Here is an 18,148-nt window from a genome sequence, read left to right on the forward strand (position 1 = left end):
GCGCCCTGCGTAGACTCGATCCCAAAGCTCAAACCACCGCATCCGGCCCGCGCCGGATCGATCTTCGGGACATCGACAATGAGCACAACTGGTAGTGCGACGCCACAGCGCGTCGTCGTCAATCTTTCGCACGCGAGTCTCGCCGCGCAATTCAGCGAGCAGATGGCCATTGCGGTCATCCCGATCGTCGCCGTGGTGGCATTGGGCGCCACGGCACAGCAAAGCGCCTCGCTGCAGGCCGTCAATACCCTACCGTTCCTGCTGCTCTCGTTGCCCGCCGGTCTCATTGCCGATCGCAGCCGGCGCAAGCCGCTCATGATCGCGACCGAACTGCTGCGCGCCGCCGCCCTCTTCGTGCTGTTCGCGCTGTTCCATGCGCGCGTGCTGTCGCTCTACATGCTCGGCACGCTGGGCTTCGCCATCGCAACCGGCACGGTGGTGTTCAGCGTGACTGCGCCCTCGCTCGTCGCGGCCATGGTCGAAACGGGCGACCTGCTCGCCGCCAACCGGCGGCTCGAAATCGCGCGCAGCATCGCCTATACGGCGGGGCCTTCCGTGGGCGGCATTTTTGCGGGCTGGGCGTCGGGCGTGTTCGCGTTTCTCGCGGCGTTCGCCCTCTCGCTCGCCAGCGCGTGGTGTCTCGCACGCCTGCCCGCCGAGGCGCCGCGCCCGCGTTCGCGTCGCGCGCTCGCACGCGAACTCTTCGACGGCGTGCAGTTCATCGCGCGCAGCACGCATCTGCGGCCCATCGTGGCGACGGCCTTCGTCTTCAATACGTCGTGGTATCTGCTGCTCGCCGTGTTCGCCTGGTACGCGATACACCGGCTCGCGTTCGCGCCATCGGCCGTGGGCGTTGCGCTTGGTGTATATGGCTTCGGGATGGTGGGCGGCGCGTTTCTCTACAAGATCATCGCCAGGCGGCTCGTCTTCGGGCGGCAAATCCTGCTCGGCCCGACGAGCGCCGCGCTTGGCTCGCTGTTGATGGCGAGCACCGTCCTCACACATTCGCGCGCCAGCGTGTTCCTGGCGTTCTTTCTGTTCGGCTTCGGGCCGATCGTCTGGACCATCTCGACCACGGCGTTGCGCCAGGTCGTCACGCCTCGCGATCTGATCGCGCGCGTCTCGTCGGTCATCATGATGGCGACGTTCGGCGCCCGCCCGCTCGGTGCCCTGCTCGGCGCGTTCCTGAGCACGCACCTTGGCATGACGAGTTGCCTCGTAGGCGCCGCGTGCGGATTCGCCCTTCAACTCGCGATCATCCTGTTCTCGGCGCCCGCGCGGCTGCGCTCGATCGAAGGCCTCGATGCAGCGCGAGCCGAGCCGCACAACGTGAAGCCAATGCGCTTCGCGACCGAGAACCGGCAGGAGTAAGGCGACCGAAGCCGCCCTTCATTGCCTAGCCGTTCGAACCGTCGAAATCCACCACTTCGACCCAGTTCGCCCCCTTGCCCACCGGGTACTTGCCAAGCTCATGCAGCGCACCGCTCTTCGCATCGATGCGGTACGCGCTCAGCGTGGGCGAGAGCTGGCCCACGGCAAGCAGATACTGGCCCGACGGATCGATATTGAAGCCGCGCGGCTGCTTCTCGGTGGCGTACGTGCCGATGCGCGTGAGCTTGCCCGTTTGCTGGTTCACGCGGTACGCGCCCAGTGTGCTCGACGTGCGCTCCGAGATATACAGGTGGCGTCCATCGGGCGTGAGGTGGACGTCGGCGCCCCACGGCTTGTCGCCGGAGAAGCCCGTGGGCAGGATCGAGATCGTCTGGATCGGCTTGACCGAGTCGTTCGCCCCGTTGAAGGCGAGCACGTGCAGTTTGCCGTCGAGTTCGTCGATCAGATAGACGAAGCGCTGGTCCGGCGAAAACTGGAAATGACGCGGGCCCGAATCTTTGGGCAGCGAGTACGCGGGCTTCGCGTCTTCGGTGAGCGCGCCCGTCGAGGCGTCGAACTTCAGGCGCAGCCAGGTGTCGGCGCCGAGCACCGAGGCGAACGCATAGCGGTTGTCCGGCGAGGTGCGAATGATGTGCGCCATCGGGCCCGTCTTCACGGTTTGCTGCACGTCGCCCGCCACGCCGTTTTCGCCGATGGGGTTCACCGCCAGCAGATTCCCGCCGTACGAAGCGGAGAGCAGATAGCGCCCCGTGCCATCGGTGGACACATAGGCCATGCTCTCGGCGAGCGGCGCGCGGCCCAGTTCGGCGAGACGGCCGTCGAGCGGATTCACGGCGAAGCTCACCACGCGATACGGCTTCGAGCGCAGCGCCGCATACAGGTGGTGATGGTCGGGCGAGAACGCCATCGGCATCACCGTGCCGCCCACCGGCACGGTCTCGACCGCGGCCAGCGCGCCGCTTTGCGCATCGAGGCGGAACACCGAAATGTCCTGGCTGTCGGCGTTCGACACATACACGTAGCTAGCCGCATGCACGGCCACCGATGCCGCGAGCCCGAAAGCGGCGCCCGCCACGCTGCGCAAGATTGCCTTCTTCTTCATGTCGTCCTTTCTGGTTTGTTGGTTCTATTGAGTGGTCTTGCGCGTAACGATCTTCACGCGAGCGCGCCAACGCGAAACACCGACACCGCTTCCTTCATCGATTGCGCCTGGTGCTCCAGCGCGTTCGCGGCGGCCGCCGCCTGCTCCACGAGCGCGGCGTTCTGCTGCGTGACCTGATCCATCTGGCTCACGGCCATGCCCACCTGCTGAATGCCCGTGCTCTGTTCGGCGGTGGCCGTGGTGATCTCGGCCATGATGGTGGCGACATTGCGCACCGAGTTGACGATCTCGTTCATCGTCTCGCCGGCCTGCGCGACGAGCGCGTTGCCGTTGCGCACGTCTTCCATTGAAGCGCCGATCAATTCCTTGATCTCGCGTGCGGCGCCCGCGCTGCGTTGCGCGAGCGTGCGCACTTCGCCCGCGACCACGGCGAAGCCGCGTCCCTGCTCGCCCGCGCGTGCCGATTCCACGGCGGCGTTGAGCGCGAGAATATTGGTCTGGAACGCGATGCTGTCGATCATGCTCGTGATCTCGGCAATCTTCTGCGAGCTGGCGCTGATGTCCTGCATGGTCTGCACGGCGCGTCCCACCACGTCGCCGCCGCGCTGCGCAAGTTCGGCCGCGCCCGTGGCAAGCGTGCTGGCCTCGGAGGCGTTCGCGGAGTTCTGCTTCACCGTGGAGGTGAGTTCTTCCATGCTCGCGGCGGTTTCTTCGAGCGAGGCGGACTGCTCCTCCGTGCGGCTCGACAGATCGAGATTGCCCGCCGCGATCTCGCGCGCGGCCGTGTGAATCGCGTCGCAACTGTCGCGCACGCCGGCCACGGTGTGCGAGAGCCCCGCCTGCATCCGGCGCATGGCCGCGAACAGCAGGCCGATTTCGTTGCGGCCCGCTTCGGGTACGCGCACGGTGAGATCGTTCGAAGCGATGCGGTCGAGGACCGCCGCGGCGTCGGCCAGCGGCCGCGACACGATGCGCTGCAAGGCAAAATGCGTGAAGACGACGAGCGCCAGCGCGATGGCCACGCCCACGCCCACGAGCGTAACGATCCATGTGTAGCGCGCGTTGCCGTCGTCGAGCGTGGCCTCGGCGAGCGCGTTGGCGAGCTTCTGGAACTTCTCCACGTTCACGGAATAGGCCGCGCCCGCGGCGGTGATGTCGGTGTCGTTGACCGCCACGTAGGCGGCCGTGTCGCCGTTGCGCAGCGCGTCGGTGGCGCGCGTGAGCGTGTTCGAGAGTTGAGCCGCCGACTCGAGCAACTGGCGCTTGAGGTCCGCGTCCATGCCGTCGAACGCCGGTGCATTGGCGAAGGCCTGGGTCTCGCTCGCCGAAAGCTCGAAGCTGTGGGCCGCGCTCTTCAGCGCGGAGTCGCGCGTGGCCGTGTCGTTGCGTTCCTTGAGCGCGCTGTAGCCGCGCACGAGCGCCGAACGCGTGCGCGTGGTGTCTTTGTAGGCGTCGTTGACCAGAATGGTCTGGCGCGCGATTTCATGCAGGCGTTGGGCGCTGGCGTTCGACTCCCTGAGCGAGAACACGCCCGCGAAACCGCCAATCAGGATCATCACGCCAAAGATCACCAGCACTGCAAGGAGGCTGGCTCGTACCGTCGTGTTGCGCATGTTGCTTCAATCCCCGGTTTCCATGGTGTTCTTCTTTACGGCTCAAACGCCGGAGTCTTGAGGGTGCAGACGCCATGTTGTCCAACAACTTGGCCGCATCATCCCACCATCGCGCGGTAATCCTGAAATTCGAGTTTACCCTGAGACCGACTCAAGAGGCATACAGTCTGGTTGCTTCGGCTTCCCGGGCGTTGTACGATTAGCTCAGACAACCAGCCGTGATGTCAAACAACTTACTGACAACTGGCTGAACAAGCAGCTAATCAGGTCCGCAAACGGAACGCGCCTGACGCGAGTCAGGCGCGTTCTTGCGTAAGTAGATGCGGCGCGCACTAGGCGCGCCGTCCGGAGACAGCAGATTCAGGCCGCAGCGTGACCGCATCGGCCTGAATCTCGCGCACGAGAGAGGTCGATCCACATGTCGTTGAGCCGCACCGCCACGCAGTCCGATGTCGCCAGGCGCACCAGGGTGCGCTACCTGATCCTCTCGCTGATCTTCATCATCACCACGCTCAACTACGCGGACCGCGCCACGCTCTCGGTCACGGGTTCGGCCATGCGCACCGAGTTCGGTCTCGACGCCATCCACATGGGCTACATCTTCTCGGCGTTCAGCTGGGCCTATGTGCTCGCGCAGGTGCCCGCGGGCTGGGTGCTCGACCGCTTCGGCGCGCGCCGCGTGTACGCGGGCAGCATCTTCCTGTGGTCGCTCTTCACGCTGCTGCAAAGCTCGATTGGCCTGCTCGGCAGCGCCGGCGCCGCGATTGCGGGCCTGTTCGCACTGCGCTTCGCGATGGGCGCGGCCGAAGCGCCCGCCTTCCCCGCCAACGCGAAAGTGGTGGCGAGCTGGTTCCCGGCGAAAGAGCGCGGCACGGCCTCGGCCATTTTCAATTCGGCGCAGTATTTCGCGGCCGTGGTGTTCACGCCGCTCATGGCGTGGCTCACGCATGCGTATGGCTGGCATCACGTCTATATCGTGATGGGCGTGGGCGGCCTCGTGCTCGCCTTCGTGTGGATCCGGTTCATGAAGAATCCGGCCGATCACCCGGGCGTGAACCCGCAGGAACTCGAATACATCGAGGCGGGCGGCGGCATCGTGAACGGGCATCAACGCGCCGCGCGCGCCGAGCGCCGCAAGCGTGCGAACTGGGCGGTCATCCGCCAGCTGCTCGGCAACCGCATGCTGCTGGGCGTCTATCTCGCGCAGTACTGCATCAACGTGCTCACGTACTTCTTCCTCACGTGGTTCCCGATCTACCTCGTGCAGGCGCGCCACATGACCATCCTGAAGGCGGGGCTGATCGCCTCGTTGCCGGCGATCTGCGGCTTTCTGGGCGGGGTGCTGGGCGGCGTGGCTTCGGACGCCCTGATCCGCTCGGGCCGCTCGCTCACCATGGCGCGCAAGGTGCCGATCGTCGGCGGCATGGTGCTGTCGTCGTGCATCGTCGGCTGCAACTACGTCAACAGCGACTGGATCGTGGTCGCGCTCATGTCGCTCGCGTTCTTCGGCAAGGGCCTGGGCGCGCTCGGCTGGGCCGTGATCGCCGATACCGCGCCGCGCGAAGCGATCGGCCTCTCGGGCTCGATCTTCAACATGTTCGGCAATGTGGCCGGCATCGTCACGCCGATCGTGATCGGCTATCTCGTGGCGGAAACCGGCTCGTTCAACGGCGCGCTCGCCTTTGTCGGCATCAACGCGCTCGTGACGGTGATCAGCTATCTCGTGATCGTGAAGGACATCAAGCGCGTGGAGTTGAAGCCTGCCTGATTGCGTGTGATCGTGCGGCGCGTTATGGCTTCTCGTGGGCTCGCCGCGCGAGCGCGCGGGCCGCGACGATCGCCGCCGCGAAGCCCGAAGCCGCGCCCACCAGCAAGGCCCAGCGCGGCCCCCAATGGTCGGCCACCCACCCCACGATCGGCGCGCCGATGGGCGTGCCGCCCAGCGCCACGGCCAGACGAATCGCCAGCACGCGGCCGCGCATGCCGGGTTCGGTGGAAAGCTGCATGAGGCTGTTGGTTTCGGTGGTGAACGTGAGCGCCGCGATGCCGATCATCACGAGCGCGCCGCCGAACCACCAGTAGCCCGGCGCAACCGAAGCCAGCAGGCACCCCACCCCGAACGCCGTAGCCGCGAACAGCAGCGAGATGAAGCGCGGATGGCTGCGCCCCGCGCCGAAGAAGGCGCCGCTCATGGTCCCCACCGCCATCATTGAAGACAGGAGTCCGTAGCGTCCCGCGTCGGCGTGAAAGACGTTCACGGCCATCGTCGAGATGAAGATCGGAAAATTCAGCCCGAAGGTGCCGATCAGGAACAGCATGACGAGAATGGCCCGCAGGTCCGGTCGCGCCCACACGTAGTGGAACCCCGCGGCAATGCCGCCCTTCGCGGGTTGCGCACGCCTCGCCGAACGCAGCTCGTCCACGCGCAGACGCGTGAGCGAGATCAGCACGGCGACGAACGACAGGCCGTTGAGCAGGAAGGCCCAGCCCACGCCCACCGACGCGATGACGAGCCCCGCCACGGCCGGGCCGATCATGCGCGCGGCGTTGAACGAGGTGGAATTGAGCGCGACGGCGTTGGAGAGATCGGCGTCGCCCACCAGCTCCGAGACGAAGGTTTGCCGCACCGGCGAATCAAATGCTGTCGTGCAGCCGAACAGGAACGCGAACACGTACACGTGCCAAAGCTGCACGAGCCCGGTTGCCGTGAGCACGCCCAGTGCAATGGCCAGCGTGCCGAGCAGCGCCTGCGTGACCATGAGCAGCCTGCGCTGGTCGAAGTGGTCGGCGGCGAAGCCCGACCAGGGCATGAACAGCATTTGCGGCCCGAACTGCAGGCCCATCACGATACCGACCGCCGCCGCGCTGTGGTGCGTGAGCCCGGTGAGCACGAGCCAGTCTTGCGCCGTGCGCTGCATCCACGTGCCGACGTTCGAGACGAGCGCGCCCGCCGACCACACGCGATAGTTGTAAGTCCTGAGCGAACGAAAGAACCCGGAAGCTGGAGCGCCCATGTGACGGCCTCGCCTTAGTCGGCCACGAGCCGCTTGAGCAGTTCGACTGCCGCGGCTAGCTGCTGTTGCTCCGGGGCCGAAAGGCGCGTGTCGATCCTGCGCGAGAGCCAGTCCTGACGCGCCGCCCGCCCTTCCTTGAGCCACTCGCGAAAAGTGTCGGTGAGCGACCAGAGCGTTTGGCGCCCGTCGTTGGGGTCCGGTGCGCCGCTGATATGGCCCGCCGCCTCGAGCGGTGCGATGAGCGTGCCCATCGACTGCGGGCGCATGCCCTCCGCGCGCGCGAGGCTCGACACCGTGGACGGCCCCTCGCGCTCGAGCCGCTGCAGCACGGCCATCTGGGAAGGCGTGAAGTCGCCGAGGATCGCCTGCTCGCGAAAACGGCGGCGCAGCTGGCCGACCAGGGCGCGTAGGTCGCCGGCAAGCGCCGCGGCGAGGTCGGGAGGGGGAGTTTGGGCGCGTTCGGTCATCCCCGCATTCTAGGAGATATGAAGGTAAACTGCAAAGCTAACCTTCATATATCCGGCGAGGCGGCAAGTGCGAGCGAACGCGTCACCGGCGCGCCCGCAGCCATTTCTCCCGCTCGCCCAGGCGCCGCTTCCAGTCAGGAGCCAAGCCCGGAATGGCGATCAACTCGACCAGCGCATCGATGGACGGACGATGCGACAACTGCACCTTCCAGAACGCGTCGATGGAAAAGCGCTCCGTTTGCCGGTCGACGAGCGTGATAGCGTCGCCGGGCGCAATCAGGCCGGGGCGCAGGACACGGTAATACCAGCCGGTGATGCGCCCCTTGGCAATATGCATCGACATGCGTTCGACGCCGAAGCGATGGTTGATCTTCCAGCAAGGGCTGCGCGGTTGCGAGACTTGCAGCATGGTGCTGCCGGCCTCGTAGATATCGCCGATGTGCACGTTACGTTCGGTCAGCCCCGAGGCCGAGATGTTCTCGCCGAGACTGCCGGGCACCAGTGCCTCGGCGCACTCCGCGAACGCCTGCGCAATGCAAGCGTAATGCTCCGCCGCGTAGTGATGAACGGCCTTTTCCGGGCCGCCGTGGATGCGCGGGTCGCCATGCTCGTCGCCGACGATCCCCTGTGCCTCCACGCGAACCGGCCCGGCGATGCGCCGCTTGAAAATGCCGCTGCGCTGCCCTTCGGGGTCCAGATAACCCATTCCCCCGGCGAAGAGGCACTCAATGTTCGTAGTCGACGTCATCACCACATGCATCCTCCCGTTCGCGTTTACGACACTGTGCTCGCGCCGTTCAATCCAGTAAAGTGATGGCAAATGATGAAATCCATCATTATTTGTGATTCTTGGAATTCGCCATGGAGATGCGTCAGCTGAAGATTTTCTGTGCGGTGGCGGAGCACGGCAGCTTCACCGCGGCGGCCGAGAAGGTGCACACCGTGCAGTCCAACGTCACGATGCGCGTCAAGGAACTCGAAGCCGAGCTCGGTCAGCCATTGTTTATCCGGCAAAAGAGCGGCGTGGTGCTCACTTCGGCCGGGCAAACCTTTCTGGGCTACGCCCAGCGCATCCTCCAGCTCACCGAAGAGAGCCGCAACGCGCTGCTCGATACCGCCACGCCGGCAGGCACGTTGAGGCTCGGCTCGATGGAGACGACGGCGGCAATCCGCCTGCCCCAGGTACTGGCCAGATACCGCGAGAAGTATCCTCAGGTCCAGTTGTCGCTGCTCACCGGCACGACCGCCGAGCTGATCAAGGCCGTCGAGAGCCATCGCCTCGACGGCGCATTCGTCGGCGGTCTGCACCAGAATCCGGTGCTCGCGCAAGACGAGGTCTTTCAGGAGGAACTCGTCCTCGTGAGCAGCTGCGAGTTCGCCTCGCTCGGCGAACTCATCCAGGTCATGCCACAGCAGACGGTGCTGGTCTTCCGCACGGGCTGCTTCTATCGCTCCACGCTCGAACACTGGTTCTATCAGGTCGGACTCGTGCCCAACCAGGTGCTCGAACTGGGCACGCTCGACGGCATCCTCTCATGCGTGGCCGCGGGCATGGGCGTGACGCTGCTGCCAAAGGCCGTTGCGCAAAACTATGCAGCGCGCCAGGCCATCGCCCTTCACGCGCTCCCGCGCGAGTTCGCCAACGTCAAGACGGTATTCATCCGCCGTAACGACACACTGGCGACACCGGCATTGAGCGCGTTTGTCGCGCTCGCGCGCGACCAGCTCGCGCTGTCCACTGACGATACGAAAGCGAAGCGCGCTGGTACACCGAGTCGCAAGAGCACGCGGCGTTCGACGGCGGCGGCCTGAGCGCCGCCGAACACCGCGTCAGGGTCAGCAAGCGGCGCGGCACTCGGCCGGTTCCACTTGCGGCAATGCACGGCTTGCGCCGTATGCCAGGCCATCGAGCATCGCCCGGGCATTCGCCGCAACCGTCGACGCCGGCAGGCCCGCCACCAGCTCCGCCACGCGCGCGGCCGCCGGCACCACGCTGCCGATCTTGCTGACGCCCTGCCCCGCATAGAGCGAGAGCTTCTGCGCCATGCGCGGTTTGTCGATCATGCGTGCACCGCCGCCAACGAAGCGCAGCAGGTTCCATTTGTCGCGATTCGGAATCACACAATGGGGCGTGCCGTACGGCCAGCCGAACGAATACCCGGTGCGATACTCGATGTCGTCCACGCTGGCTTCGACGATCTTTTGCTTGTAGAGCGGGTGCGCATTCGATTCGTCGGTCGCAACGAACGCGGTGCCCACGAGCACCCCTGACGCGCCAAGCAGCATCGCGGCCCGCACATCATCGCGCGTCGTGATGCCTCCAGCCGCCAGCACGGGACGCCCCTGCGCGACTTCGCAGATCGCGGGCAACAGCGACATGACGCCGATCGTCCCCCGGTTGAGGTGGCCGCCGCTTTCGCTGCCCTGCGCGACGACGATATCCGCGCCGTGGCGGATCGCGTGCCGCGCGAGCGCAACCGATCCCACCTGGACCATGACGATCATGCCCGCATCTTTGGCACGAGGGATCATGTCTGCCGCATAGTCTTCGGCGTAGAACAACGAGAGCATGCGCGGCCGCTCCTGCAACACGACCTGGAACTGGGCCTCGAACACGGTCGGGCCGCCGAACTTCGGCACGAGATTCACGCCGAAGGGCTTGTCCGTCTGCTCCCGCGTTTCCCGTATCCACCTGCGCAGCGCGAGCGGCGGCAAACGCAGCCCGCCGAGCGTTCCCATGCCGCCGGCATTCGCCACCGCGGCAACCAGCTTCGGGCCGGAAATCGCCGCCATGCCGCCGAGAAAGACGGGATACCGGACGCCACACAGCTGCGTGACCGCGTTCCCGCTAAAAGCCGATTTGAATTCGCTCATCGCTCAAAGCTCCACATGTTTGCCAAGCATCCGCTTGAGGGCGTCATTGCCCAGCGCGAAATGATTCTTCAGTGCTCCGAACAGATGCAACGCGAGGCCCAGCAGAAAAGCCGTCGCTCCGATATCGAAAAGAATATCCACGACCCGTTGCACTGCCACGCTGGGTTCGATGAGCGTGGGGATCGCCAATCCTCCCGGCAACTCGACGGCGACACCGGCCGCCGCCCGGGAAAGCCATACCGCAACCGGCAGAAGCACCATGGCGAGCGCGAGGCCCACCGCAACGGAGCGGCTGACGATCACTTCGACGGGGTTCGGCGTGCCCACGGGCAGCGGATGGTACGAAGAAAGCCGTGCCCAGAGCCGATAGATTGACACGACGAACAGCACGGCGCCCAGCAGATTCTGCGTACGCACGAGGTTCAGTCGTTGGACGTCGTCCGCGCTAAACATGAGCCCGATGCCGCATCCGGCGATCGACAGCAGCAGTGCTGCGACGATCCAGTGCAGCGCGATCGTGATGGGCGAAAAGCCCAGACCGTTGTCACGCATTTGCATGATTGTCTCCTTGTTGGCGTTGACTAGTGACCGACGGCTCCGGACGCGCCGAAGCCGGTCTGCGCGCGGACGGCCTGCTCGCCGAAGTCGTCGCGCTCGCGCTGCGCCCGCTGGCTGCGGTCCGTGACGGAGCCCAGCCACGCGAACAGGAAGGCGATGCTCATCGACACGATGGCCGGATAGTCGTAGGGGAAGATCGCCTTCGCATGGCCCAGCACCGTGACCCAGATGGCGGGCGACAGAATGACGAGCGTGACGGCGCTCACCAGGCCCGCGATACCGCCGGTGAGCGCGCCGCGCGTCGTCAGCCCCTTCCAGTACATCGAAAGCGCGAGAACCGGAAAATTCACCGAGGCGGCGACGCCGAACGTCAGTGCGACGAGAAACGCGATGTTCTGATCCTTGAACACGATGCCCAGCAGCACCGCCACCACGCCTATGCACACCGACGCGATCCTGGAGACCCGCCGCTCGCTCGCGGGATCGGCCCGGTTCTTCTTGAGCACCATCACGTAGAGGTCGTGCGAGATGGCTGATGTGCCCGCCATCGTGAGCCCGGACACGACGGCAAGGATGGTCGCGAACGCCACGGCCGAGAGGAAACCCAGCAGCAGATTGCCGCCGAGCGCCTGGGCGAGATGCATGACCGGCATGTTGCTGCCGCCGATCAGCTTGCCTCCGGTCAGGCCACCCACGTAGAACGACGGGTTGCTGCCGACAATCGCGATCGCCGCCACGCCGAGCACCATGATGACCAGATAGAAGAAACCGATGAAGCCGGTAGCAACGAACACCGACTTGCGCGCTTCTTTCGCATCCGGCACGGTGAAAAAGCGCATGAGGATATGCGGCAGCCCCGCGGTGCCGAACACCAGTCCAATCGCGAGCGAAATCAGCGCGATGGGATCGGACACCAGCTTGCTCGGCAGCAGAATATGCACGCCGTTCCTGTGCGCGGCGACCGCCTGCTCGAACAGTGCGTTCAGCGAAAAGCCAAACCGGGACAGTGCGAGAACGGCTAGCAATGTGCCGCCGAACAGCATCAGCGCGGCCTTGATGATCTGCACCCACGTGGTGGCCACCATGCCGCCGAAGGTCACATAGACCACCATCAGCAGGCCGACCACGATGATCGCGTCGTTATAGGGAAGACCGAACAGCAACTGGATCAGCTGCCCCGCACCGACCATCTGGACAACCAGGTAAAAGCAGACGACGGTCAATGAACCGAAGGCGGTCATCGTCCGGATCCGGTTCTGGTCGAGCCGGTACGATGCGATGTCGGCAATCGTCACACGCCCCAGATTCCGGATGCGCTCCGCGAACAGGAACAGCAGCAGCGGCCACGCGACGAAAAAGCTGATCGCGTAGATCACGCCGTCGTAGCCGTGGAAAAAGATCATGCTGGTCACGCCCAGCAACGCCGCCGCCGACATATAGTCGCCGGCCAGCGCCATGCCGTTCTGGAATCCGGTGATGCCGCCCCCGGCGGTGTAGAAGTCGTCCATCGAACGGGTGCGCGACGCCGCCCAGTACGTAATGCCGAGCGTCGCCACGGCGAACACCAGGAACATCGCGATCGCCGTGAGATTGAGGGGACGCTGTTCGACGCCGTGCAGGACCTCCGCGGCCGCTGCGCGAGCCGCGACACCCAGCAGCAGCAGCGGGAAGACGAGAGCAAGAGCGGCGCGCTTCATGGTTTCGCTCCCGCCAGGATCTGGGCGGTGAGCGCGTCGAATTCGCCATTGGCGCGGCGAACGTACAAGCCCGTGAGGCACCAGCTGCCGACGATCAGCGCGACGCCGATCGGCCAGCCGATATTGACGATACTGTCTGCGGAAAGCCGGATGGCCAGCAAAGCGGGGGCGAATCCGACCAGCACGATGAAGCCGCAATAGGGAATCAGCGTGATGGCGGTCAGGCAGGCAATGTATCTGCGCCGGCGTTTGACCAGCGTGGCGAACAGGGGATTGCTACGAATCCCATGCAGGGTCGTGGGGTTCATCCGATTGTCTCCGTCCATGGAAGGTGTCCGGCATGCCCTGGCCCGTGATATCGCCGTCGATCCACCGGGGGCTGCCGCTTCTCGTGAACTTCACAATAGGTCGAACCAAAAATCTCTTCAAATGATGTTTCGTGATGGCTTCAATCTGTTTGAGTGAAGCGTGGCGCTTGCCGTCACGATTCAATCAAACGCGCTTGCCGGATTCGGCTTGCCGTTGCGCCTCGAGCAGCGCGGCGAACCGTTCCAGCGCGGCCACGCTGCTGTGAACGGAGTGGTATTCCTGCTGGCCGATGCGTGCGTCGAGCACGACCGTCATCCCGGATTGTCGGGCGAGATTGAGGATATCCATCTCATACTCCTTGCCTGAAAACTGGATGAATCGCTTTGCGTGAAATGCAGCGCTTCCTGATAGTCAGATTACGCGCGGCACCACAAAGATCAACGCGGCGCGGACGAAATCACCGTTATGAAACGCCGAACAATCTCGCGTCTCACGGTGCTTCGCGGGCGCCCCAGTTTTCGGCAACACCGCATGCTCAGAAGCCTTGTGCGGTTCCCGTAGAATGCGCGACCAGCAGCACGACACCCAGTATGCAAGCCCCGATCATCGCGGCCAGCACGACCGCCACGAACGGCAGCCACTTGAAGTTCACGCTGGCCAAATCGGCTTCGTGCGACGCGCTTTTACGCACGCCGAAAAAGCTCCACAGAACCATGCGCATCATGTGAACGAGTTCCATCATTGACTCCGGTTACGTCGATCAGGTCGATCGGATAGCCTGATCTTCAACCTTGCGCGTTGCCAAAAAAAGCAGCAGTTACGAACGATTTGAGCGATGCAGCCGATTCACGCGGCGGTAGAACCCGACAAAGAAACGCCCCGGTACTCGCGCACCGGGGCGAAAGGCTTGCCACGCTACAGGCAAAAAGAGCCGCAAGCTCTGCGGGTTTAGGTGATGATCCAGGCACTCGCGCAGTTATCCCGGCGCATCCCGGGAGAACAGACCCGGACGGCGATGCGCACTGCCCGCAATGATCCGCCCGCGCGGGAAACACGTATAGAAGCAGTCGACGCATAATTGACCGTAGCAGATCGGCTTCGCGGTCGCGCGCCATGAGAAAATCGCTCGAAGCACGAGTCCACCCATGACCTCTCTGGAAGAACCCGGACGCATGACACGCTACGAACGCCTCGCGCAGAGCATGGCCGCCGAGATTCGCTCCGGCAACCTGAAGCCGGGCTCGCGCATGCCCTCGCTGCGGCAGATCATTGCGCAGCACGGCGTGAGCCAGTCCACGGCGGCGCGTGCTTACTACGTGCTCGAACAGTGGGGCCTCGTGCGCGCCGAAGAGCGTTCGGGCTACTACGTCGCGCCGCTCTCGAAGCCCGGCAAGACGGATTCGCGCGCAACGACGGGCGAGTCCGCCACCGTCGATATCAGCGAACTGGTGTTCTCGGTGCTCGACGCCGCCAAGCGCCCCGGCATCGTGCCGCTCGGCTCCGCCTTCCCTTCTCCGCTGCTGTTTCCGCTGTCGCGCCTGGCGAAATCGCTCGGCCAGGCCGCACGCAGCGTGAGCCCGTGGAGCACCGTGGTCGATCTGCCGCCCGGCAACGAGAACCTGCGGCGGCAAATTGCGCTGCGCTACATGCGGGTTGGCATCTCACAGCCGGCCGAGGACATCATCATCACCAACGGCGCGCTGGAAGCGCTCAATCTTTGCCTGATGGCGGTCACGCAGCCCGGCGATATCGTCGCCGTGGAGTCGCCGGGCTTTTACGCAGCGCTTCAGGCGATCGAACGGCTTGGCCTGCGCGCGGTCGAAATTCCCGTCGATACCGCCACCGGGCTCGACCTCGAGGCGCTGGCGCAAGCGCTGGACAAGCACCCCATCCGCGCCTGCTGGTTCATGACGAATTTCCAGAACCCCACGGGCGTCACGTTGTCGGCTCAGAAGAAGGAAGCGCTCGTCGAACTGCTCGCGCAGCACGAGGTCCCGCTCATCGAAGACGATGTGTACGGCGAGTTGCACTACGCGCCGAACTATCCGCCGCCCGCCATCGCGTTCGACCGGCGCGGCCTCGTCATGCACTGCGGCTCGTTTTCGAAGAACCTGGCGCCCGGTTATCGCGTAGGCTGGGCAAGCGCCGGGCGCTTCGCAGAGCGCGTGCAGCGCCTGAAGCTCATGACGACGATCTCGGCCAGCATTCCCGCCCAGGCCGGCATTGCCGACTACCTGGAGCATGGCGGCTACGAGCGTCATTTGAAGAAGATCCGGCTCGCCATGCAGACGCAGCGCGATGCGATGATCGAGGCGATCCGCCGATGGCTGCCTGAAGGCACGCAATACACGCGGCCCGAGGGTGGCTATTTTCTGTGGCTCACGTTCCGCGAGCGCATCGACGCCATGGCGCTCCATCGTCTCGCGATCGAACGCGGGATTAGTGTTGCGCCCGGCCCGCTCTTTTCCGCGTCACGTGCATTCGAAAACTGCATACGGCTCAATTACGGGCATCCATGGTCGGCGCGCATCGATGAGGCGATCCGCACACTGGGCGAACTGCTCGTTCATCCCGATGTGTGTGCTTGATCGCGATCGATCGATGCGCGCGGCGCCAGCCCATAGCGACCTTAACTGCCAAAGAACAGGTTGCAGAAACTCACCGGGCCCACACAGGTATTGGCGTCCCGTGCCGGCGTCCTGGCCGGACGCTGTGGCGCCTGATACGTATTCGCCCGGGACGTATTCGCCTGGGCCGTTTGTTGAGCATCCGTATGCGCGGGAGCGAGGGATTCGGCGTGGACAGCGAAGCTGGCCGACAGCGAACAGGCAAAAAGGACAGCAGTAAGCAATTTCATTTCAATCTCTCTCTAGCAAGGTGATGGAGGCGACGCCTCCGGGGAAACAGCCTGGCCAGATTAATCACTTTCACCATGCAAGAGAATCCCGCAGTCTCGGGAATGATCCTTCCGCTTTTTGGGAGTCTCGGGAAGTCGGCTCGCTGCGTAGAACGCGCGAAAAATCGCAGCAGGCAAACACGGCTCAAATCCCCCGCGCGGCGGTAGACGTACGTGTCGAGATTTGTTCTCGCGGCGCAAGACTCTTTGTCCATGATGTGTGTTCGCACGCGCAACGGATGCGCCTACAGTGCATCTCCATCGGATCCGTCGATTCGAACGGCCACCCGGCCGACTTACCCATACTATGAGACACACAATGAGCACTTCCAAGGTCGTCATCGTCACCGGAGCATCGCAAGGCATCGGCGCGGAAACCGTCAAGGCCTTCCGCGCGCAGGGCCATCGCGTGGTCGCCACGGCCCGTTCCATCACGCCGGCCGCCGAGGCCGACTACGTTGCCGTGGCCGGCGACATCGGCGACGCCGCCACGGCTCGCCGCGTGGTGAACGCCGCCATCGAGCACTTCGGCCGTGTCGACACGCTCGTCAACAACGCGGGCATTTTCATTGCGAAGCCCTTCACGCAGTACACCGCCGACGACTACGCCGCAATCCTGAACGTCAACCTGAACGGCTTCTTCCACATCACGCAATATGCGATCGAAGCGATGCAGAAACACGGGAGCGGCCACGTGGTCAACGTCACCACCACGCTTGCCGACAAGGCGAACAGCAAAGTCCCGTCCGTTCTTGCGTCGCTCACCAAGGGTGGTTTGAACGCTGCAACGCGCTCGCTCGCAATCGAATATGCTCGCGCGGGCATTCGTGCCAACGCGGTTTCGCCTGGGATCATCAAGTCGCCGATGCATGCTGCCGAAACGCACGCCGCGCTCGGCGCGATGCATCCGGTCGGCCACATGGGCGAAATGAGCGATATCGTCAATGCGATCCTCTATCTCGACTCGGCACCGTTCGTGACGGGCGAGATCCTGCACGTCGACGGCGGCCAGAGCGCCGGTCACTAAGCGCTCGAGCCTCGCCCGCGCCCCCGGACTCGATGGTTCGTCGGGGCGCGGGCGCGGGGCGGCGGCTTATGCCACGTTGGTCAGCGTCTTGGTGATGACGAGCCATCTGTCACGCTGGCGCACGATCGAAAAATAATTGTAGTAATTGAAGCCCAGCATGCGCACATGCAGTTTCGCCGTCGCGATGTTTTTCTGAACATCGAGCATCAGCAGTTCCGTATCGACGGCCTCGCCCAGTTCGGCCGGCGATTTCCTGTTTGCGATACCCGCAAGGTACTCGTCGATCGTCTTGTAGTAGGGCTCGCCGTTCACTTCCCCGGCCACGATCGCGCGCGCATCGAACACGGTTCTCAACTGCTCCACATCGCCTCGCCAGGTGGCGTCGAAATAGCGCTGGACGAGTTCGACGATTTCGTTGCTATCGTTCATTGCATCACACTCCTTATTGATTCAAGCCTCGCTCCGGCAAGTCGAAGCGGGCTGCGCAATCGCTCGCGCAGCCCGCTTCGCACAATCCGGATCAATCACGATCAGGCAAGTGGTCCCTCGATCTCGTTGAGCCGTTCTTCGAGCGCGTTGACGCTCGCATAGCCCGAATGCACGGCGTACGTCCGGCCTTGTTCTTCGAGCAGCAAGGTCGGAAACGATGCGACGCCAAGCGCTCGCGCGCGGGCGAAATCGCGCTGCGTCTCTTCTTTCGTTTCGGCTGCTGCCCATGCCTGGTAAAACGCGTCGGCGCTCACCTGAACGCCCACGGCATCCAGCGCCGCCGCGGCGATCTCGCTCAGCACGCGTCCGTCGGTCGTATCCAGCCCTTCCACATAGAAGCCGTTCTGCAGCGTACGGAACACCGCAAGCAACGCGTCGCCACTGGCGAAGCGGCGCGCCGCCACGACGGCGCGGCACACGGGCTCGGTATCGTAGACGAACCCCTCGCGCGCCATGAACGCTTCGCGATTGAACGGCAAGCCGCTCAGCGCTTCCACGCGCTGCCAGTGCTGCAGCCGGAAACGCTTGCCGGCCGTGTCGAGCACATCGGTCGCGCCCGCGCGAATGCCGCCGACCACGATTTCCAGTTTCAGGTCCGGCACGCGCGCGACGAGCGCCGAAAGCTCCTTGCCAAAGCCATAGCACCACGAACACATCGGGTCGCCAACATAGATCAGTTTCATTCCTGCTCGCTCACATGAAGAGACAAC

The 18,148-nt window shown here is 64.4% G+C and carries 18 protein-coding genes; 5 read left to right on the top strand and 13 right to left on the bottom strand.

All coding sequences use genetic code 11. The features are described from left to right. Positions 1-78: 78 nt before the first annotated feature. Positions 79-1,371 (top strand): MFS transporter, encoded by a 1,293-nt coding sequence (locus AB4Y40_RS30520; protein ID WP_368691026.1) that lies wholly within the window; start codon positions 79-81, stop codon positions 1,369-1,371. Positions 1,372-1,396: 25 nt separating this feature from the next. Here AB4Y40_RS30520 and AB4Y40_RS30525 read toward each other — a convergent pair whose 3' ends face one another. Next, the gene (locus tag AB4Y40_RS30525) at positions 1,397-2,494 is read right to left on the bottom strand and encodes a lactonase family protein (RefSeq protein WP_368691027.1); all 1,098 of its coding nucleotides are present in this window, start codon (positions 2,492-2,494) and stop codon (positions 1,397-1,399) included. A gap of 53 nt (positions 2,495-2,547) precedes the next feature. Continuing rightward, a complete protein-coding gene (locus tag AB4Y40_RS30530; protein ID WP_368691028.1) occupies positions 2,548-4,107 on the bottom strand; it encodes a methyl-accepting chemotaxis protein in 1,560 nt (519 codons plus the stop codon). Between the two features lie 418 nt (positions 4,108-4,525). Between AB4Y40_RS30530 and AB4Y40_RS30535 the strand changes: the two genes are divergently transcribed. Beyond that, positions 4,526-5,875, top strand: coding sequence for an MFS transporter (locus AB4Y40_RS30535; protein ID WP_368691029.1), 1,350 nt, complete (start codon positions 4,526-4,528; stop codon positions 5,873-5,875). Between the two features lie 22 nt (positions 5,876-5,897). Here AB4Y40_RS30535 and AB4Y40_RS30540 read toward each other — a convergent pair whose 3' ends face one another. The 3 genes from AB4Y40_RS30540 to AB4Y40_RS30550 form a co-directional block, all read right to left on the bottom strand. Further along, entirely contained in the window at positions 5,898-7,121 is a 1,224-nt protein-coding gene (locus AB4Y40_RS30540) for an MFS transporter (RefSeq protein WP_368691030.1), read from the bottom strand. Positions 7,122-7,135: 14 nt separating this feature from the next. Continuing rightward, positions 7,136-7,588 carry a MarR family winged helix-turn-helix transcriptional regulator gene (locus AB4Y40_RS30545; protein WP_368691031.1) on the bottom strand — a complete coding sequence of 151 codons (453 nt, stop codon included), beginning with the start codon at positions 7,586-7,588 and terminating at the stop codon, positions 7,136-7,138. 82 nt (positions 7,589-7,670) lie between these two features. Beyond that, the gene (locus tag AB4Y40_RS30550) at positions 7,671-8,348 is read right to left on the bottom strand and encodes an MOSC domain-containing protein (RefSeq protein WP_368691032.1); all 678 of its coding nucleotides are present in this window, start codon (positions 8,346-8,348) and stop codon (positions 7,671-7,673) included. Positions 8,349-8,449: 101 nt separating this feature from the next. Between AB4Y40_RS30550 and AB4Y40_RS30555 the strand changes: the two genes are divergently transcribed. Beyond that, positions 8,450-9,400: a LysR family transcriptional regulator gene (locus AB4Y40_RS30555; protein WP_368691033.1), complete on the top strand. Its 951-nt coding sequence runs from the start codon at positions 8,450-8,452 to the stop codon at positions 9,398-9,400. Between the two features lie 24 nt (positions 9,401-9,424). On the opposite strand, the gene AB4Y40_RS30560 is transcribed toward AB4Y40_RS30555, so the two are convergent. From AB4Y40_RS30560 to AB4Y40_RS30585, 6 genes are all read right to left on the bottom strand, one after another. Further along, the gene (locus tag AB4Y40_RS30560; RefSeq protein WP_368691034.1) at positions 9,425-10,462 is read right to left on the bottom strand and encodes an NAD(P)H-dependent flavin oxidoreductase; all 1,038 of its coding nucleotides are present in this window, start codon (positions 10,460-10,462) and stop codon (positions 9,425-9,427) included. 3 nt (positions 10,463-10,465) lie between these two features. Beyond that, on the bottom strand, positions 10,466-11,020 hold the full coding sequence (locus AB4Y40_RS30565; protein ID WP_368691035.1) for a cytochrome b: 555 nt from the start codon (positions 11,018-11,020) through the stop codon (positions 10,466-10,468). Positions 11,021-11,043: 23 nt separating this feature from the next. Beyond that, on the bottom strand, positions 11,044-12,717 hold the full coding sequence (gene actP, locus AB4Y40_RS30570; protein ID WP_368691036.1) for a cation/acetate symporter ActP: 1,674 nt from the start codon (positions 12,715-12,717) through the stop codon (positions 11,044-11,046). Then, positions 12,714-13,025: a DUF485 domain-containing protein gene (locus tag AB4Y40_RS30575; protein ID WP_368691037.1), complete on the bottom strand. Its 312-nt coding sequence runs from the start codon at positions 13,023-13,025 to the stop codon at positions 12,714-12,716. The genes actP and AB4Y40_RS30575 overlap by 4 nt, the downstream gene beginning before the upstream one ends. A gap of 184 nt (positions 13,026-13,209) precedes the next feature. Further along, positions 13,210-13,374: a hypothetical protein gene (locus tag AB4Y40_RS30580; protein WP_368691038.1), complete on the bottom strand. Its 165-nt coding sequence runs from the start codon at positions 13,372-13,374 to the stop codon at positions 13,210-13,212. A 187-nt stretch (positions 13,375-13,561) separates the two neighbouring features. Next, positions 13,562-13,765, bottom strand: coding sequence for a DUF2970 domain-containing protein (locus AB4Y40_RS30585; protein ID WP_368691167.1), 204 nt, complete (start codon positions 13,763-13,765; stop codon positions 13,562-13,564). 433 nt (positions 13,766-14,198) lie between these two features. Between AB4Y40_RS30585 and AB4Y40_RS30590 the strand changes: the two genes are divergently transcribed. Together AB4Y40_RS30590 and AB4Y40_RS30595 are read left to right on the top strand one after the other, a co-directional pair. Next, positions 14,199-15,614, top strand: a complete 1,416-nt coding sequence (locus AB4Y40_RS30590; protein ID WP_368691168.1) for a PLP-dependent aminotransferase family protein — start codon at positions 14,199-14,201, stop codon at positions 15,612-15,614. Between the two features lie 627 nt (positions 15,615-16,241). Next, complete coding sequence (locus AB4Y40_RS30595) at positions 16,242-16,949, top strand: SDR family NAD(P)-dependent oxidoreductase (protein WP_368691039.1); 708 nt, start codon at positions 16,242-16,244, stop codon at positions 16,947-16,949. A gap of 66 nt (positions 16,950-17,015) precedes the next feature. Here AB4Y40_RS30595 and AB4Y40_RS30600 read toward each other — a convergent pair whose 3' ends face one another. Then, positions 17,016-17,378: a nuclear transport factor 2 family protein gene (locus AB4Y40_RS30600; RefSeq protein ID WP_368691040.1), complete on the bottom strand. Its 363-nt coding sequence runs from the start codon at positions 17,376-17,378 to the stop codon at positions 17,016-17,018. 101 nt (positions 17,379-17,479) lie between these two features. After that, positions 17,480-18,121 carry a DsbA family protein gene (locus AB4Y40_RS30605; RefSeq protein ID WP_368691041.1) on the bottom strand — a complete coding sequence of 214 codons (642 nt, stop codon included), beginning with the start codon at positions 18,119-18,121 and terminating at the stop codon, positions 17,480-17,482. Between the last annotated feature and the right edge of the window lie 27 nt (positions 18,122-18,148).

The sequence above is a fragment of the Paraburkholderia sp. EG287B genome, assembly GCF_040965595.1.
In the GTDB taxonomy this organism is placed as follows: Bacteria; Pseudomonadota; Gammaproteobacteria; order Burkholderiales; family Burkholderiaceae; genus Paraburkholderia.